The sequence below is a fragment of the Neobacillus sp. PS2-9 genome (genome assembly GCF_030915525.1).
Taxonomy (GTDB): Bacteria; Bacillota; Bacilli; order Bacillales; family Cytobacillaceae; genus Neobacillus.
The window spans coordinates 2510526-2536097 of record NZ_CP133269.1 but is presented as its reverse complement, the minus strand read 5'-3'; the positions used below and the strand labels follow the sequence as shown (position 1 = coordinate 2536097).

Here is a 25572-nt window from a genome sequence, read left to right as displayed (position 1 = left end):
GATATGCGGTTCTATTCAAAAAAAGGGCTTATCACCGGGGTTCTTTTATGGGGTACCATACTCTTTTTAATAGGATCAATCATTTTTCTCCCCGGAGGACCAGAGGGGATGGGGGAGACCACTACAACCATATTAACTACTATTTTATTAACCGCATTTATTAGCTGGGTGTGGTTCGGAACGTATTATGAAATTAAAGGAAAACAATTAATCGTTGTCGGTGGACCATTTCGTTGGAAAATTGATATTATGTCAATCAATAGCATTCGAAAAACACTAAATCAATTATCAAGCCCAGCATTATCAATAAAACGACTTCAAATACGATACGGTAAATACAACACAATTTTAATTTCACCTAAACATGAAAAAGAATTCTGTAAGATGATCAAAGAAATAAATCCTAAGATTGAAATCAATTTCAACTAAAAAAATTCACTCCGTCTCAATATCACAAGTATACTTTGGATATGAGACGGAATTTAATTTGCTTTTTATAAGTTCCTAGAATATGTATTATGTAAACTGTAAACAAATTTTTAATATTGCTTAACTAACAAACCTGTTACCACTTCCATTAATAAAAACAGCCATCACACTTAAGTGACAGCTGTTTTTTTATCCTTACTCCTTCGGCATATCCATCTTATCAACAGCATCCTTTAGATCATCATTCCGTATATGAGTATATATCATCGTTGTTTGGATCGATGAATGGCCTAATTGGCGTCGTAATTTCGGTACATCATTAATCTCTGAATGGTATCTGGTAGCAAATGAATGCCGGAGCTTATGTACCGATAAAGATGGTTTACCGAATGCTGCAGCGTACTTTTCAATCAATTTTTCCACCGCACGCGCTGTCAGTCTACGAGATTTACCTTTAGGACCCATGGGAGCCGAAATAAATAGCGCTTTATTATTCTTATCAATCTGGTATTTTGAAACTCTGACAGCCAAATATTCTTGTAAATCCGCCATCGCCACCTGGCTGAAATACACATATTGTTCTTTATTTCCTTTACGAATCACTCTTGCTGTGAATTTACTAAAATCAATATCATCTACATCTAATCCGACCAACTCAGATAGACGGAGGCCGGAGCCTAAAATCAACGATACAATAGCCGTATCACGCTGCTGATTCATTTTATAAAAATGATAGATTCTCTTATTATCCTTGTTTAATTCGCCGTAATCATGGGCAATAAACGCTCTAAACTTTTCATATTCATCTCCAAGAAGGATTTTGCCTTCCATTTTATTCGCTATTGTTTCCATACTTTCCTTAATCTCATTAAATTCAATCTTAGCCATAACATTTCGTTGGATATAGGGCTGTAAATCACGTGTCTCAGCGATATTCTGCAAATAGTTAAATAAGGATTTCAGCGCTGAGAGCTTTCGATTGACGGTGATTTCTTTGTTATTTAATTGATAATGTAAAAAGTTCAAGAAATTATCAACCTCGATAACAGTCATTTTCTCTAATTGTTCAAGCGGAATATCTTTAACATCACCAGACCATAATTGTTCACTGACCATCCAATTAAAAAAGATCTTGAAATCATGACAATAGTTCAATAAGGATGCTGCCGAGAGCTTTCGTTGTTTATGATTGATATATTCAGCCACATACCAAGGCAATTCATTTAATAATTGCTGCAGTTTTTTATAATTTAATTGTTTTGTTTGATTTGCCATAAATTCACCTCATCGTTTATATATTCGACCCCCCTTTTTAAAATCCCTCTATTATTACGTCAAATTTATATTTTACGTAATATTTATCTTCGCCAATTGAGCCCTCTTCAACAGACAAAAAAATAATGACAGAAAAATCCTGTGTTTCAAGGAATTTCGTGTCATTACTCTTAGGTTATCTCGGGTAAAAGAATAATAAATTCTGTCCCCTTATCCTTTTCACTGTTCACATATATTTTACCCTTGAATAAACGGACGATTTGAAAACTTACCATCATCCCTAGTCCCGTTCCACTTTCTTTTAAGGAGTAAAACGGAGATCCGAGCCTATCAATTTGTTCTTTTGTCATACCGATCCCTTGGTCCTTAATGATCATCTTTATATATCCATCATTAGTTGATGAACATGTAATCCAAACAGTCCCACCATCCGGCATAGACTCAATCGCATTTTTTAATATATTTATCAAAGATTGGTTCAATTTTTGAGGATTAGCATAAATCCAACAGTTATCACGAACATCAGTTTTTACGTCAACCTTATGGTTCTTGGCATAACCTTGGATTATATTTGCTACACGTTGCAACTGATAACCTACTTCGATTTTTTCGAAATGATTTATGGAAGGTTTTCCAAAAGATAAAAAATCATTAATAATTTCATTTGCACGATCTAATTCTTCAATGGATAATTGGATATATTCCTTCTTTTTATCAGGCAAATCAGGCTCATTTAAAAGTTGCAAGAAGCCACGAGTAACCTGCATCGGATTTCTAATTTCATGAGCGAAAACACTTGTTAACTCACTTATAACTCTTAATTTCTCCGAATTTTGCATCTCTAACCGGAGCTGGTGAATCTCCCTTATATTTTCAATTAACAAAGTGAAGACCCATGTAACGACCACTACAAAAATAAGATGAATCATCTGTACTTTTATATACTCTGCGGAAAAATCTCTTAGAATACCAAAAAAAACAAGGCCAAACATACAATAGTAAAAGGAAAGACTGACAGCAATTTTAACCCTTTTATCTTTTTTCGAACTCGCAAACGATTTTTGAAAAAACAATATTACAGGCAGAGAGAATAATAAGACAAGAACAGTATTATAAAATCCTATACTGAACCCAGTATATAGCCGAAAGATAATGATAAGGGCTGATAGAAAGATGCCAGGCCAAAATCCGCCGTATAAGGTTCCAAATAAAAGAGGAATAATTCTTAACTCCAATCGAGCATTTTGACCATAACTCACTGGAAAGGACATGCAAAATAAGATTGATATTCCCCACAGAATGGTCATTATTAAGTTTCGATTCTTATCAGTCTTTACCCTCTCAGTAATAAATGTATAGTAAATAAATATGGGTACGACCATAAACGTTAATTGTAGCAAAAAATCCTTTATTATACTCATCTTCGTTACCTTTTCTTTTCTATTCAAAATCTTACACTGATTCCATAATATACTTTAATGGTGTAATTTGTCGACTATGTTCTTTTGAACGAAAAAAGTAGTATTTCTTTCCCCTTATATTTGATATCTTATAAATAACATAATGAAAAAAAGATCGTGAGGGCTGCTGCAATGATCTTAACTAAAAGAAGACGTGAATTTTTGGATCAAATTTGCCGACAATATCATACAACCAATCTTCCTGTACATTATTCTGAGGTGGCAGAAGCAATTGGTGTGAGTAAATGGACAGCGTACGATGTGCTAAAAACCCTTGAAAGCCAAGGTCTTGTAAAAAGAAACTATTCTACTAATGAAAATGAAACAGGGCGTTCAGTTGTGGTCTTCTCCCCTACAGAATTGGCAGAGGAAATGTTTCAAAAAGAACGAAGAGAAACATTAAATATAGAAGAATGGGAACCTATTCTACACCATATGACAGAATTAATTGAGAATCATCAAAATCTGCCCTTAATGGATGCGATTCATAATATTATCACTCGCATGAAAACAGTCGACGTTAAGCTGGAATTTTGTGCGTACTTTCTATGTGTCCTGATTTTATATTTAAATAGTTTAGGAAAAACTGTTAAGAGTCTCACCGTCAACATGGTCAATTCGTCACCAGAAACCAAAGTCAAACTTACTGTATTCGTCGGTGCGGTTATAGGAATGATTATTCAGTCTGTCAGTGATGAATTAAGTCCTGAAATGATTACATTAGTACAACAATTTTTCGAAAATGTTAATCAATTAAACGGAGAGGAACTACAGTTACTTATAGCGTTTATCGAGCAAAGCTAATAGCTTCCTTTCCCTTCTTTTCTTTTGTTAGTCAGTCAGGACTCTCCACTGTCTGACTATTCTTTTTTATTTAGGAATTTATATTGATTCCATGAATATAATTATCTGAATATTAATTATATTCATAAGACTCTCTTGACAATTTTCAAATAATCACGTTATATATGTTGTATACCTATTTGTTTTTGGTCTTTTGGGTATGAATAAACCCTCTTTTTGGGTCTTTTGTGTATCCTTAGATTTACATCTACTTCGTAGACTACTATAAAAGGCAATCCTATATTTTTATAAAAGCGAGGTAATGTTATGTATAAAGTCTATTGCAGAACCTTTCAGGGAGTGATGAAAACTACATCGTACTTCTTACCCTGGAAAGAGCCTGAATTATTAGAGGGTGAAAATAGTTTATATGAATTACCGTTACGAATCAAAAGTCAAAATATCGAAAGCGTTTTAATCGTTACCGACCAAGGTATTGTATCTGTTGGATTAATAGATGAATTTCTTGAAGCCTTACGTAAAGAAAGTATTAAATTCGTTGTTTATGACAAAACCGTACCGAACCCAACCATAGATAACATCGAGGAAGCTTTGAAATTGTATCATTCTAACAATTGTAGCGGGATTGTTGCTTTCGGCGGGGGCTCTCCCTTGGATTGCGCTAAAGGTGTTGGTGCAAGGGTGGCTAGGCCTAATAAAAGCATTCCCCAGATGAAAGGTATATTGAAGATTCTAAAGAAAATGCCGCCCCTTTTTGCCATTCCTACCACGGCTGGTACAGGAAGTGAAGCCACTATTGCAGCGGTAGTCTCGAACAGTGATACGCATGAAAAATATGCATTAATGGATCCTTCTCTTCTCCCACATGTGGCTGTATTAGATCCTTTGCTAACGGTTAACCTGCCCCCACATATCACTGCCGCTACGGGAATTGATGCTTTGACACATGCGGTTGAAGCCTACATCGGGAGAGGTAACACAAAGGAAACAAAGAAATACAGTATTGAAGCCGTAAAATTGATTTTTGAAAATTTGTATGTAGCTTATTCTAATGGGACAAACATAATGGCACGTAAAAATATGCAAAAAGCAGCCTATTTGGCAGGAATGGCATTTACTAGAGCGTATGTTGGTTATGTCCATGCGATCGCACATACACTAGGTGGTTTTTATTCCGTACCGCACGGTTTGGCAAATGCCGTCATTTTACCATATGTACTAGAGTATTATGGGGATTCTGTCTATCAGCCGCTTTCAGAGCTTGCTGATTTAGTTGGACTCAGTCAACCTGGAGATACTATTGAACAAAAGGCACGTAAGTTCATTGATGCCATAAAGGAACTGAATGAGAGATTAGAAATACCCAAAAAAATCAGCGGAATTATCGACAATGATATCTCTGTGATGGTGGATCGAGCTTTTAAGGAAGCCAATCCCCTCTACCCTGTGCCGAAAATTCTCTATAAACAGGACTTAAACACACTTTATCAACTAATTAAGGAATAAGATGTATGTCATTACGGCTGTAATGTCAAATATAGCAAGGTGGTTGAAGAAATGGAAAACTATAGCTCCCTAGTAGCTAAACAAAAATCTTACTTTCGAACGGAAATGACAAAAGACCTTACTTTCCGCCTCGATGCACTTCAGAAGCTGCGAGCAGCTATTAAAAATAATGAAAACAAACTAATGGAAGCACTTAGAGCAGATTTAAACAAATCTGCGTTCGATGCCTATACCTCTGAAATTGGTTTTGTTCTCGAGGAATTACGATTTACGATTAAACATTTACGTTCTTGGGTGAAGCCAAAACGAGTAAAGACACCGCTCACCCATATCGGTTCAACTAGTTACATTTATTCGGAACCATATGGTGTGACGTTGATTATCGCTCCATGGAATTATCCGTTTCAGTTAGCCATAGCACCTTTAATCGGCGCCATTGCGGCAGGAAACTGCGCCGTCATTAAACCTTCAGAGTTAACACCGAAAACATCTGAATTACTTGGTACAATGATAAAAGAGTTATTCTCCGAGGAATTTGTTGCTGTTGTTCAAGGAGGTGTAGAAACTAGTCAAACGTTACTGCAGGAGAAGTTTGATTATATATTTTTTACCGGAAGTGTCCCTGTGGGAAAAGTAATTATGGAAGCTGCTGCGAAAAATTTGATTCCTGTTACATTAGAGCTTGGTGGTAAGAGCCCTTGTATTGTACATGAAGATGCCAATATAAAACTTGCTGCCAAACGAATTGCTTGGGGAAAATTCACCAATGCCGGTCAAACATGTATTGCACCAGACTACTTATACATTCATAAAAACATCAAAGATCAATTCCTTCACCAATTTAAAGAGACAACAATGGAGCTATATGGAATACAACCATTAAACAATCCAAACTTTACTCGGATTGTAAGTGAACGTCATTTTGAACGATTAACTTCCTTCTTAGATAACGGAAAACAGTACATGGGAGGTCAAACTAATAAAGACAAACTAAGTATAGAGCCGACCGTCCTTACTCAAATCACTTGGGAAGATCCGGTTATGCAGGATGAAATTTTTGGTCCGATCCTTCCTGTACTAGAGTACAGTGATTTACATGAGGTGATTGAGGGAATTCACCGTCACCCGAAACCGCTCGCCCTTTATATTTTTACAGAAAGCAAAAACCTCCAACAAGAGGTCTTAAACAGTGTTTCTTTTGGTGGAGGGTGTGTAAACGATACAGTGTACCACTTTGCCTCTCCTTACCTCCCATTTGGTGGCGTGGGAAATAGCGGCATCGGTGCTTATCATGGTAAAGGAAATTTTGATACCTTCTCACATAATAAGAGTGTACTTAAACAAACCACCTTATTCGATATCCCCTTTCGCTATCCGAATGTTAAAAATGGACTACAAAAAATTAAGCTCTTTATGAAATAAAAGAACTCGGCCTCTGATAGAGTGCCGAGTTCTTTTATGTTACCTTTATTCATTTACTGCTTGTTTCTTCCCTTTTCTCTTAAATTTCATTAATGTTTCATACACAATCGGAACAATCAACAGAGTGAGTAAGGTAGAACTTGTTAACCCACCAATTACAGTTACACCCAAACCTTTTGTGATCAATCCGCTTCCTTCGATACCCACTGCAAGTGGAATAAGAGCACCAATAGTAGCAATTGCAGTCATAAGAATCGGTCGAACGCGCGTTCCTGCTGCTTCAATAATAGCATCTCTTGTAGATAAACCTTCGTTTTCTTTATGAATGACACGGTCTATTAAGACAATCGCATTGGTTACTACGATTCCTATTAACATGAGTGCGCCTATCATTGCAGATACGCTCAAGGTTTCTCCAGCAATCAGTAACCCCATCAAACCACCAATAATTGTAAATGGTAGAGAGAACAGAATAGAAAATGGAGCTAATCCGCCTCCAAATGTGATTACAAGGACTAAGTAAACAATCGCAATTGCAGCAAGCATCGCAAGTCCAAGTTGTTTGAAAGAATCATTAATATCTTCCGTTACACCGCCCATTGAAACATCCACATTCGCTGGAATGTCAAGCTTATCTACTTTTTTCTGTATTGCAGTTGAAACTTTTGCTACATCCTTCGTTTTAATCTCACCCGTAACATTCGTATAAATACGACCATCTCGACGTTTTATCGTATCTGACGTATTTCCTTCTTTAATTTCGACAACGTCTTTAATTGGAACAGTCACTCCAAGTGGTGATGTTAGGGTCTTATCTGTTAGTTCATGAATATCAGAATAGCCCTTCTTCTCCACATCTACATATACATTTAATTCTTTATTATCTTTTTTAATAGTTGTTAATACCTGGCGTTGTCCATTAGCTGAAAGCTCCATGCCAATTTGGGCTGCTGTTAGACCCAGTTGACTAAGCTTTTCTTGATTGGCAACGAGCGTATATTCATCATAGGTAGCAGAAATACCTGTTTTTACGTTCGTAAGTGAGCTATTTTCTTTCATGATCTTTTCTATATGGCTGACAATAGGTTTAATGTCATCAATGGTATCTCCATAAACATTAAGTGCCAGCTGGTTACTTGAGCCCATACCAGAGAAATCCTGTTTCCCCCACTCACCTTTATCGTTTCTTTCCTTTAAGGCCTTAATTACATTTTCTGTCTCTTTATCAAAATTCTTCGTGTCTTTATCGTAACCAACGAAAAACATGGCAGAATTACTTTCACCAGGATTCATTGGATTCTCTCCACCAACAGAAAACTGTATATCTTTTACGTTCTTTCTTTTACTTAAAAATTCATTTGCTTCTGTGGCAATTCGCTCTACATCTTCTATTGTTTGTCCTGGCGCAGGCTTGTAAGTCGCCACAATCATTTTCTGTTCATCAGAAGGTAAAAAGCTCACTCCAATGACAGGCACAAGGAACAAACTTCCAACCAACATCAATATTGCCAAACCAGAAGTGATTAGTTTATGATTTAACGCCCATCTCAAAACTTTTCTATAAATAGAAGCTAATTTATTGGGCTTATCTTCCTCGTGAATGTGTTTTGAGTTAACACCTTTCTTAAATAGTGAATGAGCCATCATAGGAACGACGGTTATAGCTACTAATAAGGAAGCTAGTAACGAGAACACTATGGTTAATGCAAATGGCAGGAACATTTCTCCGATTGGTCCCTTAACTAAACCTAATGGAAGGAAAACTGCAATAGTAACAATGGTAGAAGACATAATTGGCATAAACATTTCTCTTGTGGCTTCTACAATAAGTTCTTTACCAGTAAACTTTTCATTTTGTAAGGACATTCTTCTAAAAATATTTTCAATGACAACAATGGAGTCGTCAATCACGCGACCAATTGCAACGGTCATGGCACCGAGTGTCATCATATTAAGTGTGATGTCCATTTGTTTTAACAGTAATACAGCAATAAGTAGTGATAGCGGAATAGATACCACTGAAATGATTGTAGTCCGGAAGTTTCTTAAGAAAAGCAAAATGATAACCATCGCAAAGATAGCACCAAATATGGCTTTATCCAACATAGTAGATACAGATTCTTCGATTGGTTTTCCTTGATCAAATATTGGTGTTACCTTTAAACCATCAATCTTCTTTTCCAACTCACTTAGTTGCTCTTTAACCGCATTGACAACATCGACTGTATTGGCATCTTGTGCGCTTACGATTTGTAATCCAATAGATTCACGGCCGTTTGTTTTTGAGATGGATTCTGCTTTCCCAACTACTTCAACCGAAGCAATATCCCTTAATTCAATTGTTGGAATACCAGCCTGTGTTGGGGTGTTTTGCCCTTGAATGGATGATACCCCAGTTGGGTTTTGCTGTTTCCCTTGTGTAGGGGAGGTATTTCCCGTCATCCCTTGCTGTTGTCCAGCTGAAGATGGAATAACTGGTATTTTTAATGACTTTAAGTCCTCAAGCGTTTGAATATTTCCATCAACAACTACAGACTTTTGGGTATCCTTGAAGGTATATAAGCCTAATGGAAAAGAAATATCAGATGCTTTAATAAGATTGCGAACCGTATCTTCCTGTAATCCATATTGTTTTAATTTATCCTGGTCAAATCTTAACTGAACCTCATCTATTTGCTGGCCAGAGATTTGAACTGAACCGACTCCATCAATTCCTTTAAGTTCCGGAACGATTTTCTTTTCCACCGTATCAGTTAATTCAGCTAATGTTTGTTTTTTATTTGAAATGCTTAATGACATTACAGGTATGGACGAAAAGCTTAAACGTGATACTTTTGGTGCTTGCACACCATCAGGTAAAGTAAGATCATTTAATGCTTCTTTTACTTCATTTTGTGCCTTATCCATGTCTTTATCAAAATTGTACTCAATTTGAAGGGAAGAAGCATTTTGAAATGAAGATGAACTTACAACTGAAACACCATCTAAATTCTTGACTCTACTTTCAATCGGTTCTGTAACTTTTTCTGCGACCTGCTCAGGTGTTGCTCCTGGATAAACGGTCAAAACTGTAACAAGAGGCGTATTGATATTTGGAATCGTTTCAAGCTTCATATTCATACCTGAATACAAACCGGCTACTGTCACAATAATCGTTAATAACCATACAGCAAACTTATTTTTCAATGAAAATTGAATGATCTTTTTCATATATTTCTCCTTATTTGTAATGATGTTGACAATTAAAATGAATTCGTCTAGCATTTGACTATATTGAACAAAACTAATGTTACTGACCGGACAGTCATAAGTCAAGAAATAAAGTTGTTTTTATATAGTATTATGCTGTTTATTTGGAGGGTTTATTTTGAATGAGAAGGAAAAATTAATAATTGAATCGGGAATGAAGCTTTTTGCAACGAAGGGATTTTCCTCCACTTCAATTCAGGAAATTGCAACTGATAGCGGTATATCTAAAGGAGCTTTCTATTTACACTTTAAATCTAAGGATGAGTTATTATTTGCCATACTAGAGTTTATCTTTGAAACAGTTCATTCAAACATCCTGAAGTTCGAACATACAGATTTACCATCACGTGAAAGGTTTTGTAAGCAGCTATCATCTCTCATGGGGACCTTCATGGGACATAAAGAATTTTTTATCATGCTTTCAAAAGAACAAGCCATCCCTCGAAATGATGAAATAAAAAAGCTACTATTTAAAAAGCAATCCGAAACACACCAGCTTTTTCGAAATGGATTAGTGTCTATCTATGGAAAAAATGTCGAGCCCTATTCAACGGACCTTTCAATGATATTAGAAGGACTATTCCATTCCTATATGAGGCTAATCATATTTGAACCAGCTGAGTTTGAATTAGAGGCTCTAACACAATTTCTTATGAGAAGAATGGATAGCATTGTAAAGGATATCACCGCTGAAAAACCATTTATATCTGAGGAGAAATTGGAGAAGGTCATTCAAAAATCCATGGACCTATTTGGTAGTACAGATATCAACGAAATTGTACAAAAAATGAGAAATGAATTAGAGCAGTTCGAAAATAAGGAAGCACTAGAAATATCACTTGACGTATTAGAAGAGGAAATGAAGCGAGAGAATCCTAGAAAACCGGTTATTAAAGGAATGCTTACAAATTTTAAGGAAGTCGACTCATTTAAAGGGTATGTGAGAGTGATCTCTTCCTTTTACACTCTTTAAAATGGTGGAGTTTAACACCCTAATGCATGCTATTGACTGACTGGACATTCAGAGGTATAATTTCTGACTGAGAGGTCACCCATAGATGACAATATAAAACCAACTAGATTGGAGAAAAAAAGATGGAAATACAACAAAAAGGGATCAATACACGATTAGTCATAACTGGACTAATTATCGGAATGTTCTTTAGTGCTCTTGAACAAACAATTGTAGGAACTGCCATGCCTACGATTATTGCTGAACTCAATGGATTTAAAATTTTTGCTTGGGTGACAACAGCCTATATGATAACGTCGACAACCATCGTACCTGTTGTCGGTAAATTATCAGACCTTTATGGCCGGCGTTTTCTTTATTTACTTGGTACCATTATCTTCATTATTGGTTCTGGTCTATGTGCAACAGCCACGTCCATGGAACAACTAGTACTTTACCGAGGTCTTCAGGGAATTGGTGGTGGAATGATTATGCCACTGTCACAAACAATAATTGGTGATATTTTCTCAGCGGAACAACGTGCAAAATGGCAAGGAATATTTGGCGGTCTATTTGGGTTAAGTTCCGTCATCGGTCCTTTCCTAGGCGGACTTATTGTGGATCATATCAGCTGGCATTGGATTTTCCTTATTAACGTACCTTTCGGATTATTATCTGCTTTATTAATTTTTGCTGGACTTAAACATGAAAATGTTGGGAAAAAGGAAAAAGTAAGTATCGACTATTTAGGTATCGTCACTTTGATACCAGCAATCGTTTTATTATTGCTTGGTTTAACCTTTGGTGGCGATAAGTTTGAATGGCTGTCAACGAAATCTTACTTGATTTTTGGCGGAAGCATTGTGCTGTTTATACTCTTTGGATTTATTGAGAAAAAAGCAGAAGAACCGATTTTAGATCTTTCTTTGTTTAAAAATAGAATTTTTGCAACGATGAATGGGTTAGGGTTCTTGTTAGGTCTTGGAATGTTTGGGGCCATTATGTTCGTTCCAATGTTTATGCAAGGAATTTTAGGTGTTTCTCCCACTCAAGCGGGCTCGACAATGACACCTATGATGATCGCCATGATCGCTGCCAGCGTTATTGGCGGACAACTGCTTCTTAGATTCACTTTCCGTACGGTGTTAACAGCTGGTATGTTACTAGCATCTGCGGGGTTCTTTTTAATGAGTACTATGGGACTTGAATCTAGTGAGTTTACTGCCTATGCATATATGGTTGTTCTGGGGTTAGGAATGGGTCTAGTCATGCCAACACTGATGATTGCCATTCAGAATGAATTTCCAAAATCTCAGCTCGGAACAGTTACTTCGGCGTCCACCTTCTTCCGTTCAATTGGTGGCACGATCGGAATTACCATTTTGAATTCTGTTATGAATCATTCATTAGGAACAAAAATGGTTGAATCTGCAAATAATGCAGATAATCCAATCGCCCAGGCTGCATTAACCAAGCTGTCTGAAAAAACGGATGTATTATTTGGTTTATTGATCAACCCTGGTTTGTTAAAATTGCCAAGTGACATTCAAAAGATGGTTATTCATGGTATTCAAACTGCATGGTCAGAATCGTTTACAACTGTATTCTTATCAGGTCTAATCTTTATTTCGATTGGAATATTAGTCGCGTTATCTGTAGGAAAAGGTCGTATTAAGAGAGATAAAGAACTAACAGAAGAAAACGATCATCCAGCAACAATCCATGAGCAAGAAGCAACTGAATAAAAAGTTTAAAAACCTCGGCAGCTTCACACGTGCCGAGGTTTTTCTATACCTTTTTTATAATTCAAACTCCCATTCATCCTTTAGAATCAAATAAAGGACAAAAAGCATATTTTCTAACTCCTCTTCCGTTTTCCCCTCTGTCTCTAACTTGATCTTGGGTAGTAGAATATCTGCAATTTGTTTAGTAAAATCACGCCTGTCATTCAACGATAATTGATGAAATCGGCGGGAGTATGTACTGATTAGCTTCCATTCCTTCATACCTAAAGAGTTCAATGACCAATCATCAATGGACAGGTCATTTACTGTTAACCCTCTGGCTTGTATTTCCTTCTCAATGGGTGAAAGTTTTCTTTTCATTTTTGCTTTCCGCTCGTGAACCACCATGGTCCCCGCAACAATATCTCCAAGCCTTTTATGTTTGGAATGGAAAAAAATCATGATCATCCCAAGAAAATAGCTAACTGGCAATGAATCAACAATGCGCATTAGGTTTCGAATAAAGCTCGAAAGCACCGTGATACTGTGACCATTTTCCTGAATGACTCGAATCCCTATTAATTTCTTCCCAATCGTCCGTCCCCCTGAAAAGAACTCAAAAGCGAAGAAGTACCCCCCATTCAAGATAAACAGCAGAATTATTGTAATAGCAAGAGGAATGGAATTATCCATAATAAAAAACGGCAAGGATGACATTCCACTCATAACTACAAAGAAGACAACTAAAATGATGACATTGATCGTCATTAATAGTAATTGATCAATGATAAAAGCTGCTGCCCTGCTTCCTAATCCTGCAAGCTGAAACTGAAGGGATACGTATTCAGGTGTTTTTATATCTAAATGGTCTTCATTCAACAGGAATCCCCCATCTCTATCTAGAATATTTCTAAAGCTGTTTCAATTTACTAACAAAATTACTATAATTAGGTGAATATGAATGTTTTAATAGTATGAAAACTTTACAAAAATGCCAAACCAAGAAGGTGTCAAGATGAATGTTAAGCAATTTGTTAAAAAGCACCGTGATGAGTGGAACCAGCTAGAGCTTTTGGTCACTTCCATAAATAAAAGTAGAAAAAGGATTACAGGTGAGACCATTATTCAATTTCATCGGCTTTATCAAAAAGCTGCTCAAAATCTTTCCTATAGTCAAACATACTTTCCTAATGATGATGTTACCTTTTATCTAAACGGATTAGTAGCAAAATCACATAACCTTATGTATAAGGATCAAGTATCGAGTATGAAACAAATTCGTTATTTTTTCAGCACAAAGTTTATTGGATTATTAATCGAACAATGGAGATTTGTTGTCGCTGCCATGATTCTTTTTACTATCGGTGCCATTGGCAGCTTTCTATCCGTATTGAATGATCCCTTACATATTTATTCCATTCTCCCAGCAGAAATCGCTCAAGGAGTTGACCCTGAACAACTTGGAAATGGACATGGTGCGGTTGATTCCTCGGTAATGTCAGCAAGTATAATGACGAACAACATCAAGGTTGCCATTTTAGCCTTCGCAGGAGGAATCACATTTGGTCTTTTGACAGTTTATTTACTTATCTATAATGGCATCATCATTGGTTCATTAGCCGCACTTTTTTGGCATCACAATAAGTCCTATGATTTTTGGGCCTATATCGTTCCACATGGAATGATTGAGCTTACAGCCATTTTTATTGCTGGCGGTGCTGGTTTATTAATGGGCTATAAGCTCTTTGTTCCAGGCCATTTTTCAAGGGGCTTTCAATTGAAGCAGCAAGCGATACGATCTGTTCAGCTACTGCTTGGTACAATCCCATTATTTGTTATTGCTGGAATAATCGAAGGCTTTATCACACCAGCAGCCATTTCATTAGAAGCTAAGTATATGGTTGCTTGTTTAACTGTGCTTGGTTTAGTTCTATATGTTGTTATAGGTAAGCTCTTACTCATAAAAAATCAGCCTACAAAAGGTTTTGATTCATAATGTCGATATACTGAGATACTGCAGTAATTGCCAATTTTTCCTCTGGGGCCTCAATCATTTGGAGGCCCTGCTTTTCCCACTTGATTTTCTCCCTCTTCTTAAAAAGTAACTGCTGTTGGGCCATACTTTTTATCATGGCAACATGTACTTCCTTAGGTTCTTCGTTGCTTCTTTTTAAAAGGGTCTCATCTTCAATACCTACCATTAAAAACATATGACGTTGCCTAAGACGCTTTAAATATGTAAGTGCACTCTCCTCATGTAGAAAGGTGCGAACATCACTAAATAAAAGCAAGAGACTTCGTTTTTTTTGTACAGTTTCTAAGTATTGTAATACTGAAGCATAATTAGATTCAGTTGCTTCAACATTTATATCATAGACGGCCTTTAGAATCACCTGTAAATGAGCCATCCCTTTGGCAGGTGGCACAAACACCTTTATCTTTTTTGAAAAGGCAAGGACAGAAACATAATCGCCTTTTTTTAGTGCAGCCGCCGCTACAGTTAATGCAGCCTCTAACGATTTTTCTAAGCGATTTCCCTTTTTTAGTTCTGCTCCCATCATTCGTCCGCAATCAATTAATAAAGTAATATACTTTCCATGCTCGGGTTCATAATCATTTGTCATAACTTCTTGTAGCTTTGCAGTTTGACGCCAATTGATTTTTCGCGGATCGTCGCCTACTACATAACTTCTTATTTTTGAAAAATCACCCACACCACTTCGATGTTTACGAATTTGCAAACCCTCATTCACAAGAAACCTTTGTGCATTGGCTAAATATTGCTTTGTCTCTGTTAAATCAGGTATCACTTTTACTGAATCATTCATCTCTAGAGTAATCTGTTTCTCCCATAATCCAAGGAAACTTTTATAGCGAAAATATAGTTTAGAAACATCATAATTTCCTCTTTTTGTAGCTGTCATTTCATAGGTTACCTGTACAGGAGTTTTTCTTGGTATCTCACCAAAGAGGGGAAACGATGTGGTGAATGATTGTGGTAATCCATCAATTATTCGATAGGTAAGAGGCCAGCTTGATGCATTTGTTACCTCGATCACTGTCTTATAATTCAAGCCTCTTTCTAACTCCTCTGGTAAAGATCGTTTAAAAGTTAATTGAGCCTTTTTAGGAGAAAAAAACAAATCAAGTAAACTCGCTACTATCATCATTATATCAACCGTAATAATAGATACCCATGATATTTCTAATACGCTGCCAATTACCAACAGAATCGAAAGAATCATGACAATGAGCATGAACCTTTTCGTTGGAAGAATCCCTCTATCTTGGAACAGGAACCGACCCCACAAGCTCTTCAATGATTTGGTCAACGTTTGCTCCCTCCAATTCCACATGTGGAGATAACTGTATTCGGTGTCTTAAAGCTGGCTTTGCCACCATTTTGATATCATCCGGCGTTACATAATTCCGACCATGTATGTATGCCCAAGCCTGAGCAGCTTTCCCAATAGATATTCCAGCACGCGTGCTTGCCCCAAAACGAATGGAATCTGACTCCCGGGATCTCCTGACAATCTGCATAATATAATCTAAGACATTCTCTCCTACTGTAACTTGCTCAATTTCTTGTCTAATTGTTTGAAAAGTGTTCATATTTATGAAGGGTTCTACTTGATTTTCAGTAAATCGCTTTTCAATCACTTGTTGTAATACCTTCTTTTCCTCCTCAAACGACGGGAAGTTAATTTGTAGTTTGAATAGGAAGCGGTCCTGCTGTGCTTCTGGCAGCGGATATGTACCTTCAAATTCAATTGGATTTTGGGTGGCGACGACAAAAAATATTTCCGGCAATGTATACGTTTCACCTTGAATCGTCACTTGTTTTTCTTCCATCGCTTCTAACAAAGCGGCCTGTGTCTTTGCAGGTGTGCGATTGATTTCATCTGCTAGAAGAATATTTGTAAAAATAGGTCCCTTTAATGTTTGAAACGCACTTTCTTTCATGTTGTAAATGGTACTTCCGGTAATATCACTTGGAAGTAAATCAGGCGTAAATTGAATCCTATTAAAGTTTCCTCCAAGGAGACTCGCCAGTGTCCTGACCATCTGCGTTTTACCAGTACCCGGAACTCCTTCTAGAAGGACATGTCCTCCAGCTAAAACAGCAGACAATAAGAGTCTTAGATTGAGTCCTTGACCTAAAATTCGTTCCTCATATTTTTCTAAGAAGGATGTTAAAACAGTTTTCATCCCTCATTCACCTCTTTCCTTAATCGATCAAGTTTTCTTGACCAAAGCAAGTATTCTTGTTTACTAAGCTTTTCTTTTTCTAATATGATTTCTAATCCTTTTAAGAAAGAATTAATTTCACTGCTAGGCATTTGCTTCCATTTCTTCTCCAACAAACTAATGGAATCCCTCCACTCTTTGCTATATGGGATTCGCCAATGTTCCTGTAGCAAGTGTTTCACATAATCAGCCTGAATCCTAATGGAGTCTTGATATCTACTGCCACGTATAAACCAAGCAGTCAAGGCTTGGATACCCTCATCACTAAATCGAACGGTATCTTCTCTTGGGGTAAAAATAGGGCCAAAGCGTTTTCCTTTTTTCCATAGCCAAAGAATCATGATAAGAATACCTTGTAACAGCAGTATTAAGAACCACATTGGATATACTGCTAATCGGCCAGCTGTACCCTTGCCAGTATGCAGGTATTCATCAAACAATATGTTTTGAGGTTTAGCTTCATCTAAGAGGCTTAAAATAAGTGGCAAATGATCATGGTTTAACAGATTACCATTTGTCATCCATTCTGGTGCAATAGTTACAATCAGCTGACCTTGTCCATACGTTCGTTTTAATGCAACAGCTCCTGCAGCATCCTTTAGTAAAAGCTGATCCTTATCTGTGGGATATAATCGAATAAATGAGTTCATTTCCGCCTTAAAGGTGACATGATTTTGATTCGTCACACTCATTAAGTCATTTGATGTTGAAGGAGACTCTTCAAATGGCCCAGTGTTTAAATCAAACATTCCTTTTGGATTGTTTTTAAACAATAAAATGGTATTTCCAGCTTTCATAAAATCTAAATAAGCCTTCGTTTCTTTTCGATCTGGAGTAAAAAACGGTTCGACCATAACAAGAAGTTGATGGCTTTCTTCTTTTGGCAGTAGGTCAGGGGAATAAGACCAGGTTTTTCCTCCTATTTCATTCTTTACAAATGTATAAAATGCTTTCACACCGGTTGGAGCAGGAGAGTCAGAAACGTAACTTGGATAACTCTTCGGCTTTTGCGAATAAATGAAAAAACTTATAAGAATAAATAAAAGGAGTAAAACAGTCAGCCCCATCCATGAACGGCTAATAATTGGAAGTTTTCTCAAAGCTCTCCTATCTCCTTTCTCCAAGGTGTTCAACTTCATGTTCAGCAAGCCATTGGTTAATTTCTTTCGAAAACTTACTATATTCTTCTTTGCTCACTTTTCTTTCACCATAAGTCACTTCATCAAAAAAATTGGCTAAGAGGAAAAATTGGTCCGCTCTCTGTTGCTGTATTGTCCGAAGTTCTTCATAATACTCCCAATTTGTTTTCCAAATCCTCGCTTCAAGCCATTCCTTATCATGAAGAAATAAAAGTAAGGCCAAAAATAAATGACGGGTTGAAAGTGTGTATTCTCCCAGTTCTTCTTGTTTTTTCGCCTCTTCAATATGTTTTTGATAGGACCAATTCATTTCCTTTAATAATCGCAGAGGCATTTTTTCTCGAATCGTCCGGTTTCGTCTAATGTTACGCACCATAAAAAATGTAAAAATTAACAAAAAAAGAACAAATACTACGATAATACCAATAAGGATTGGTCCTGAAGCGCTACTTGCTGATTCCATGGTAGGAAACAGCTTAGCCAATTGGTCAGCGACCCATTCCTTTGCTTTTTCCCACCAGGTCTCTATCAATCCTTTGGTATCATTTTGGTAGACCCTATATTCTTTACCATTTAAAATATTTTTCAACGTGTCACGAGCTTTGCTTGGATCAAGCATTTTCATCACCTAGCTTACTTTAGGTATTTACTTTACCAGGTTATAATCATTGATCATTTCTTTTAAATCATCGGCATCATGTCTGAGCTTTAAATCAAGATACATGACACCATAGCCAACTGTAAAAATCAAGGTTGTAAATAGAGTTGCAATGTTTGAAATAATGCTTAATAGTACACTATTGCCTAAAAAGAGACCAAAGGTCATTTGAACAGCGAAACCGATACTTGAAATAATCAAATAAAATACGAGATAAAGCCCCACTAATGGCCATGTCCTCTTTTTCGTTAGTCTCCAGCTTCTGGCCATCCCTGGTGATTCTTTATCTAATACCACAGAACCAAAATAAAAGCTCCAACGAGTCAAAAGCAGCCCAACTCCAACTGCACAACCCAAAAACAATAAGATGGCACCTAGTATACTTATTACTGGATGAATTTCAACGCCAATAACTACTACTAAAGTAATGATTAATATCGGAACTAGGATGATAGCAAAAACGATCAATCCAAATAAAATGCTGCTTCCAATCATCGGCCAAAATCGGGAAAAGGCCTGTTTAATGACAGAACCAACCGTATATTCTTCATTTCTTCGCACATGATCAATCGCAAAGAGAATAGCAGCCTCAGCCACCGGACCTAGTATGAGGCTAATCAGTCCCACCAAGATCACGCCAACGTCTGCTCCCAAACTGCTTGAGTCAAGTGTGCCTGTTTCTTCAAAGCTAGATAGCATTTGTTCATACCAAGCACCACCAGAACCAACTGCTCTAAAAAAACTAGTTCCAGAAGCCAACTGGACAATAGCTTCCAGTAAATATATAGGTCCCATTATTAAAAGTAGTATACGGAAAAAATCCTTAAAGCGGCTTTTACTTATACTAAAGGTATGATCAAGAATCTCACCAAATCCTTTTGGTTTATTAAACTTTGTATCCAATTTGAAACCCCCTAGTCTGATATGGTTAATCTAAATTTATAAAGCCTTTATTACCCTTTACTTTTTTGCAACCTGGTCTTTATTTTCATATACTAACCAATCAGAACCATTTATTTTATTTGAAGCATCAATAATTTTTTTCTTAACGCGGTCATGCTCAGCACCTGTTAATAGAGTAGGTTGATAGTTATTCCTTGAGGAAACAGATGATATAGAAAATGGAACGACATTAATTTCTTTTTGGTCTGTAAGGACCCCATTCTTCAAATGAAACGTTTGTTGAAATACAAATGTGTCCTTATCTCTTGGGTTTCTATTCCCACCAAACATGAAATTCCCAAGACTATAGACAATAAACTTACCTTTGTATTCTTCTATACCTTGTACAACATGCGGATGATGACCCAATACCAAATCCGCACCACTATCGATGGTAAAATGGGCTAATGACTTCTGTGACCCTTCTGGTACATAATGCCCCTCATTTCCCCAATGATAATGGACAAGAATAATCTGCACACCCTGATTCCTTAGGTTTTTAATATCCTGAGCCGTTCTATTGCGAACTTCTGGAGTGTCATTCCAGCCTTCATATCCTATAGCGCCAATTTTCACACCTTTAACCGTTGTTATAAATTGATGATCGTAACCAAAATAACCGATTTTTTGATTTTTCAGTGTATTAATTGTATCAGTATACCCTTTATCAAGGTAATCATGGATATGATTGTTTGCTAGATTGACAGCCTCAATCCCACCAAGCACTAAAATTTGTGCGTACGATGGGTCACCTTTAAAGCGGAAAGTCTTCTGTGCTTTTTGGGTAGCATTTGTTAAGGTTGTTTCTAGATTGACAGTTGTGAGATCGTCATTCTTAAAAATATCATTTAATCCTTTTACAAAATAAGGCAGACCATTTGCGGAGGCCGTCTTGACAAAGGAATCGCTATAAGTAAAGCTTTCATCTGTTCCAAGCGTGAAATCACCGGCTGCGCTAATTTTAATACTAGTTTCTGTAACAGGTTCAGGAGTAGCAGTTTGGTTATCTTCTGTTTTTTCTTCCTGTTTGGTTTCTTCCTTCGTCTTAACTTTTGTAACCTGCTCCGTTCGTACGGGCTCTTTATTCACTAATTTTGTAGAAGCTTTTTCTGAGTTTAAGCCAATGAAATAATACGTTCCACCGGAAGCAATCAAAATTAAGAGGATCATGAGGATCATATTCCGTCTTTTTTTTGGAGATCGATGGCGCAGTAATCTGGTATCTGTCCCTTTTTTATCTGACTCTTCATTCATAAATGCAATTAACCCCTTTAATATTTTTCTAACTTTCTTAATTCTATAACAAATTCTTACAATACTCTATTAAAAAAAAGTGATCCCCTAACAAAAGGAAAGATCACATTTTTTTGGTAAATTTACAGTTGGGAGAACTCTTCAACTAATTCTTCAAATTTCTTTAATGAGTTTTCAATTGGATATGGTGACATCAAATCTACACCAGTCTTCTTCAATAACTCTAAAGGATAATCGGAACTGCCACTCTTTAAAAATTCCAAGTAGGATTGAAGTGTATCCTGATCACCTTCAAGAATCCTTGTGGCCAAATGAATGGCTGACGCAAAACCAGTTGCATACTTATAAACATAAAAAGGACGATAAAAATGAGGTATTCTTGACCATCCATATTTCACTTCCTCATCAAAAACAAGTTCATTCCCATTGTATTCTCTAAACAAGCTTTCGTATGTTTGATTAAATACCTCAACATTAAGCGGTGTCCCTTTTTCTGCCATCTCATGGGTTATCTTTTCAAACTCAGCAAACATCACCTGTGTAAAGAAAGTACCCTTAAATTGATCAATAAAATGATTGAGCAAATGTTTGCGAGCTTCTACATTCTGCTCATTATTTAATAAATAATTAATTAAAAGCACTTCATTAACTGTAGAAGCTACCTCTGCTACAAAAATGCTATATCTCGCCGTTATTTGTGGCTGATGCTCGGAACTTAGTCTGCTGTGTACTCCGTGACCGCATTCATGCACTAAGGTAAATAAACTATCCAAATCATCCTGATGATTTAAAAGGATAAAGGGATGCACCCCATAGACACCTAAATTGTAGGCACCAGATCGTTTGCCAGGCGTTTCCCGAACATCGATATATCTAGCATCCTTAAACTCCTTAAGAATTTGAATGTATTCCTCTCCGAGCGGAGCTAATGCTTTACACATGGTTTCATAAGCTTCCTCATATGAGATGACTTGCTTCACTCCACTTACAAGTGGAACACTCATATCGTATTGGCGAATTTCATCTAGCTTTAATTTTTCCTTACGGATTTGTGTATATCGATGCAATGGTGCAATATTCTTTTTTGTTGTTTGTATTAAGTTCTCATATACATCCTTCGGAACTTTATCACCAAATAAAGACTTTTCAAGTGCAGATGGATATTGACGTATTTTAGCTAAAGTAACATTATTTTTAATGGCAGCTGCAAGAGTGGATGCAATGGAGTTTTTTAATTGAACATATGGCTGATAATATGCCTTATAAGCTTCTCTTCGCTTATCACGGTTTTCATTCTCAATGAGCTTTGCATACATTCCCCTGGTTAACTCCACACGTTCCCCGTTGTCATTCGTTACATCTCCGAACTTAATGTCAGCGTTATTAATCATCCCAAACGTATGACTAGGAACAGACAATGCATCACCTAATTGTGATAGTAGTTCTTCCTTTTCCTTACTAAGCACATGTTTCTTATAGCGAAAGGATTCCCATAAATCTTCTGCAAAGTATTCTAGCTTTTCTTCTTCTTCCAAGTATCCATCTAAAGTTGTCTCATCTAAGCTTAATAAATAAGGCATAAAGAATGAGGTGGAGGAGCTAACCTTCACACTGAGTTGTTTCGCCCGCTCTAATAGAGATTGAGCATTTGTAACCCTTGTGTTTTCATCCACAGATAACATGGCATAGGCGTACAACTTATTAAAATGGAACGATAAAACCTCTTTTTGCTGGAGGTATTGATATAAGGCATGACCACCGTGAATATCTCCGTCAAATTTCTTTAATTGTTCCGCTATTTGTTCAACTAGCTGATAATCTTCATCCCATTTGCTAAGATTCGTATAAATATCCGCTACATTCCATTTTTCTTGGATTGGCACTTCGTTCCGGCTTGTGTACGTTGGCATTTTATTACTCCTTTATCCGTATTTGTTGATTTCATTTAATCATATTAAACAGAAAAAAGCTTGGAGAACCCAAGCTTTTTCTTATTTTTTTACGACTTCCAATTGTGCAATCCGCCAAGGTAGGGAGCTAGTCGTCTTTTTAAGAATAAATTTGTAGGTGACTTCTTCTGAAAACTCTTTGTTATTACTATCATTATATTTAAAGGATTTTGTTACTATTACTGTAGCTTGATCTGCCGTTTGATTTTCAATAGTTAATTCCTTCACATCTGCGGCTGTAAAGACATAGTTAGAAAATAGATTTTTAAAATTATTTGTTAAGTCTGTGTATTGCTTTGATCCAGGCTCATAAGCAAATGTGCTCAAATAACCCTCTAAATCTCCCGCAAATTCCGCATCTGTTTGATAGTTGATGGTTCGTTGAATTTGCTTTTCATCAGTATCCACACCCACACCTAACATGTTTACGTTTATGACATCAATATCAGGGTGATCATAACCTGCTTTTTTAAGTTTTTCTAAATCATCTGCGATAATTGTTGATATCTTTTGTCCGTTAAGCTCAAGGTCTTTGTTTGCTCTATACAGCTTAAAGGCATCTCTGAAATGATCGGTTAATAGATAGGCATGGGCTAAGTTAACCTGAATTAATATATTATTCGGTTCATAATTCACTGCTTGCTTTAAAGAATTAATTGCATCTTCTGGGAGTTTATTTAATAGCTGACTCCAAGCTAGATTTCCGTAGGCATTCCCTAGAAGCTTTAAGTCGGATAGCATGTTTTGTTTCTGTAGATCTGTTAAAATTGCCACATTGTCATTGCTATCCTCAAGTGCATGGTATGGGTATCCAAGCTCAATTTTAAGGGAACTCATTGTGTCTGCTAAGTTTGCTTCTGTAAGACGAGCTTCTGCAAACACATCTGCTGAAAGACCTTTTGCTTTGAGTAATTCACCTACCATCTCCCGTGTTTGAGTATAACCCTCAAGCGCTTGTTCCCACTTCTTCTGATCATAAAGTGCATTGGCCTGGTCAACATATTGATAAATAAGTGCCATTCCTTGCTGTTGGATGGTTGCTGTATCAACGGGGAGTTTAACGCCACTATTGACAGTTATGTCAACCTGTGTGTTCTTTCCTTTTTTTGTATCAGCTTTAATTGATTGGGCAAATACTCGACCCTTTTTCGAAAATAGGTCTTTTTGTTGAATCACTTTTCCGACCTTCAAACCCACTTTTTCTAGTTCCGCTTTTGCTTCTTCCGCGGTTAAGTTATAAAGTAATGGAACAGAAACTTGAACGGATTCGTTTACATCTCCATTATTATTGTTGTTATTATTGTTGTTAGTAACAGGATCTGTTTTTGACGTAGGGTCATCCTCAGCCCCGCTTCCTAATATGAACAGAAACCCAATAAATAAACAAAATAATAGAAACAAACCACCTATTACAGCGCCAACGATAAGACCGGTTTTTTTCTTTTTTATAGGCTGAACTGTTTGAACTCCTTCTTGATTCTGGGTCTGATCGTTTGATACATGTTGAATTGAATTTGAATGGTTTTGCTGCAGCTGTTGTTGTTGAATATGGGGAGTAATTGAATTTTGGGAAGGTTCTTTTAAGGATAGTTGAAATAATTCCATACTCTGAAATCGATCTTGAGCTTTTAAAGATAAGGCCTTAATGAGCGCTGCTTCCGCATAGGGTGGAATAGACACTCCGAGCTGACTGGGTGGTACTAAGGTATCTTCCTCTAGTCGATCGAGAGATTCTGGAGGTACAACCCCGGTAATAACTCGATACAAGGTTGCTGCTGTAGCGTAGATGTCTGTCCAAGGACCTTGTTTCCCCTTGCTTCGATATTGTTCCTCAGGAGCATAGCCAGGCTTTAGAATAACAGATAAACTTTTATTGGAATCGTTCATCGCATGTCTCGCTGCACCAAAGTCTAGAAGTTTAACCTCACGATTTGTTGTGATATATATATTGTCTGGACTAATGTCCCTGTGAAGTATTCCATCCCTGTGTACAGTTGATAAAGCATCTATGACAGGCGATAAGATACTAAGTGCTTGTTCATACGTTAGCCGGCCTCCTACTTGTTCTAAGTACTTCTTTAAATCAATTCCATCTAAATAGTACATTACTAAGTATGCCGTTCCATTTTCTTTAAAGAAGTCACGAACAGATACAATCCCTGGATGGTTATTATATTTTGCTAGAATCCTAGCTTCTTCTAAAAATTTGTGAAGGCCATTATCAAATAAATATTTCACATTTCCTGTGAAAAATGTAATGTTAGCCTCACCTGTATTTCTTGTAGCAAAATCTCGTGGCATATATTCCTTGATGGCAAGCTTCATATCTAATTGAAGATCCCATCCAAGATACGTGATCCCAAAACCACCTTGACCAAGGACACGTCCGACTAAGTACTTCCCATGAAGCATCGTCCCTGGAGTTAAATGTTGCGGAGATTCTGGCATCGTCCCTTCTATCCAGCCACAATTTGGGCATCTAGGTATGGTCCCTTTTTTGTTCATACACCCCATGCAATATTCATTGTATTGTGTCAAGATCCACCCTCCTTAATAGT

The 25572-nt window shown here is 36.9% G+C and carries 19 protein-coding genes; 7 read left to right on the top strand and 12 right to left on the bottom strand.

Annotated features, from left to right (window positions below; translation table 11 throughout):
* The first annotated feature begins 3 nt into the window (after positions 1-3).
* Positions 4-429, top strand: a complete 426-nt coding sequence (locus tag RCG25_RS12800) for a PH domain-containing protein (protein ID WP_308084014.1) — start codon at positions 4-6, stop codon at positions 427-429.
* A gap of 195 nt (positions 430-624) precedes the next feature.
* On the opposite strand, the gene xerS is transcribed toward RCG25_RS12800, so the two are convergent.
* Positions 625-1704, bottom strand: a complete 1080-nt coding sequence (gene xerS / locus RCG25_RS12795; protein WP_308084013.1) for a tyrosine recombinase XerS — start codon at positions 1702-1704, stop codon at positions 625-627.
* A 170-nt stretch (positions 1705-1874) separates the two neighbouring features.
* Positions 1875-3125, bottom strand: a complete 1251-nt coding sequence (locus RCG25_RS12790; RefSeq protein WP_308084012.1) for an ATP-binding protein — start codon at positions 3123-3125, stop codon at positions 1875-1877.
* Between the two features lie 171 nt (positions 3126-3296).
* Here RCG25_RS12790 and RCG25_RS12785 point away from each other — a divergent pair, with 171 nt between their 5' ends.
* The 3 genes from RCG25_RS12785 (at position 3297) to RCG25_RS12775 (ending at position 6896) form a co-directional block, all read left to right on the top strand.
* Positions 3297-3968, top strand: coding sequence for a helix-turn-helix domain-containing protein (locus RCG25_RS12785; RefSeq protein ID WP_308084011.1), 672 nt, complete (start codon positions 3297-3299; stop codon positions 3966-3968).
* Positions 3969-4274: 306 nt separating this feature from the next.
* Positions 4275-5474, top strand: coding sequence for an iron-containing alcohol dehydrogenase (locus RCG25_RS12780; RefSeq protein ID WP_308084010.1), 1200 nt, complete (start codon positions 4275-4277; stop codon positions 5472-5474).
* 51 nt (positions 5475-5525) lie between these two features.
* Complete coding sequence (locus RCG25_RS12775; RefSeq protein WP_308084009.1) at positions 5526-6896, top strand: aldehyde dehydrogenase; 1371 nt, start codon at positions 5526-5528, stop codon at positions 6894-6896.
* Between the two features lie 45 nt (positions 6897-6941).
* Here the strand turns inward: RCG25_RS12775 and RCG25_RS12770 are convergent, their stop codons facing one another.
* Positions 6942-10106 (bottom strand): efflux RND transporter permease subunit, encoded by a 3165-nt coding sequence (locus RCG25_RS12770; protein ID WP_308084008.1) that lies wholly within the window; start codon positions 10104-10106, stop codon positions 6942-6944.
* A 157-nt stretch (positions 10107-10263) separates the two neighbouring features.
* Here RCG25_RS12770 and RCG25_RS12765 point away from each other — a divergent pair, with 157 nt between their 5' ends.
* The gene (locus RCG25_RS12765) at positions 10264-11118 is read left to right on the top strand and encodes a TetR/AcrR family transcriptional regulator (protein WP_308084007.1); all 855 of its coding nucleotides are present in this window, start codon (positions 10264-10266) and stop codon (positions 11116-11118) included.
* A gap of 122 nt (positions 11119-11240) precedes the next feature.
* Positions 11241-12842 (top strand): MDR family MFS transporter, encoded by a 1602-nt coding sequence (locus RCG25_RS12760; RefSeq protein ID WP_308084006.1) that lies wholly within the window; start codon positions 11241-11243, stop codon positions 12840-12842.
* A gap of 54 nt (positions 12843-12896) precedes the next feature.
* Here the strand turns inward: RCG25_RS12760 and RCG25_RS12755 are convergent, their stop codons facing one another.
* Entirely contained in the window at positions 12897-13700 is an 804-nt protein-coding gene (locus tag RCG25_RS12755) for an RDD family protein (protein WP_308084005.1), read from the bottom strand.
* 136 nt (positions 13701-13836) lie between these two features.
* Here RCG25_RS12755 and RCG25_RS12750 point away from each other — a divergent pair, with 136 nt between their 5' ends.
* Positions 13837-14817: a stage II sporulation protein M gene (locus RCG25_RS12750; RefSeq protein ID WP_308084004.1), complete on the top strand. Its 981-nt coding sequence runs from the start codon at positions 13837-13839 to the stop codon at positions 14815-14817.
* On the opposite strand, the gene RCG25_RS12745 is transcribed toward RCG25_RS12750, so the two are convergent.
* The 8 genes from RCG25_RS12745 to RCG25_RS12710 form a co-directional block, all read right to left on the bottom strand.
* Complete coding sequence (locus tag RCG25_RS12745) at positions 14795-16153, bottom strand: DUF58 domain-containing protein (RefSeq protein WP_308084003.1); 1359 nt, start codon at positions 16151-16153, stop codon at positions 14795-14797. The two genes, RCG25_RS12750 and RCG25_RS12745, sit on opposite strands and share 23 nt — an antisense overlap.
* Positions 16104-17033 (bottom strand): AAA family ATPase, encoded by a 930-nt coding sequence (locus tag RCG25_RS12740; RefSeq protein WP_308084002.1) that lies wholly within the window; start codon positions 17031-17033, stop codon positions 16104-16106. Before RCG25_RS12740 ends, RCG25_RS12745 begins: the two co-directional genes overlap by 50 nt.
* Positions 17030-18172, bottom strand: coding sequence for a DUF4350 domain-containing protein (locus tag RCG25_RS12735; protein WP_308084001.1), 1143 nt, complete (start codon positions 18170-18172; stop codon positions 17030-17032). Before RCG25_RS12735 ends, RCG25_RS12740 begins: the two co-directional genes overlap by 4 nt.
* Before the next feature lie 7 nt (positions 18173-18179).
* Positions 18180-18830, bottom strand: coding sequence for a DUF4129 domain-containing protein (locus tag RCG25_RS12730; RefSeq protein ID WP_308084000.1), 651 nt, complete (start codon positions 18828-18830; stop codon positions 18180-18182).
* Between the two features lie 27 nt (positions 18831-18857).
* Positions 18858-19772, bottom strand: coding sequence for a hypothetical protein (locus RCG25_RS12725; protein WP_308083999.1), 915 nt, complete (start codon positions 19770-19772; stop codon positions 18858-18860).
* Positions 19773-19829: 57 nt separating this feature from the next.
* Positions 19830-21065 (bottom strand): CapA family protein, encoded by a 1236-nt coding sequence (locus tag RCG25_RS12720; protein WP_308083998.1) that lies wholly within the window; start codon positions 21063-21065, stop codon positions 19830-19832.
* A 122-nt stretch (positions 21066-21187) separates the two neighbouring features.
* A complete protein-coding gene (pepF, locus tag RCG25_RS12715) occupies positions 21188-22975 on the bottom strand; it encodes an oligoendopeptidase F (protein ID WP_308083997.1) in 1788 nt (595 codons plus the stop codon).
* 81 nt (positions 22976-23056) lie between these two features.
* Positions 23057-25552, bottom strand: a complete 2496-nt coding sequence (locus tag RCG25_RS12710) for a protein kinase domain-containing protein (RefSeq protein WP_308083996.1) — start codon at positions 25550-25552, stop codon at positions 23057-23059.
* Positions 25553-25572: the final 20 nt, after the last annotated feature.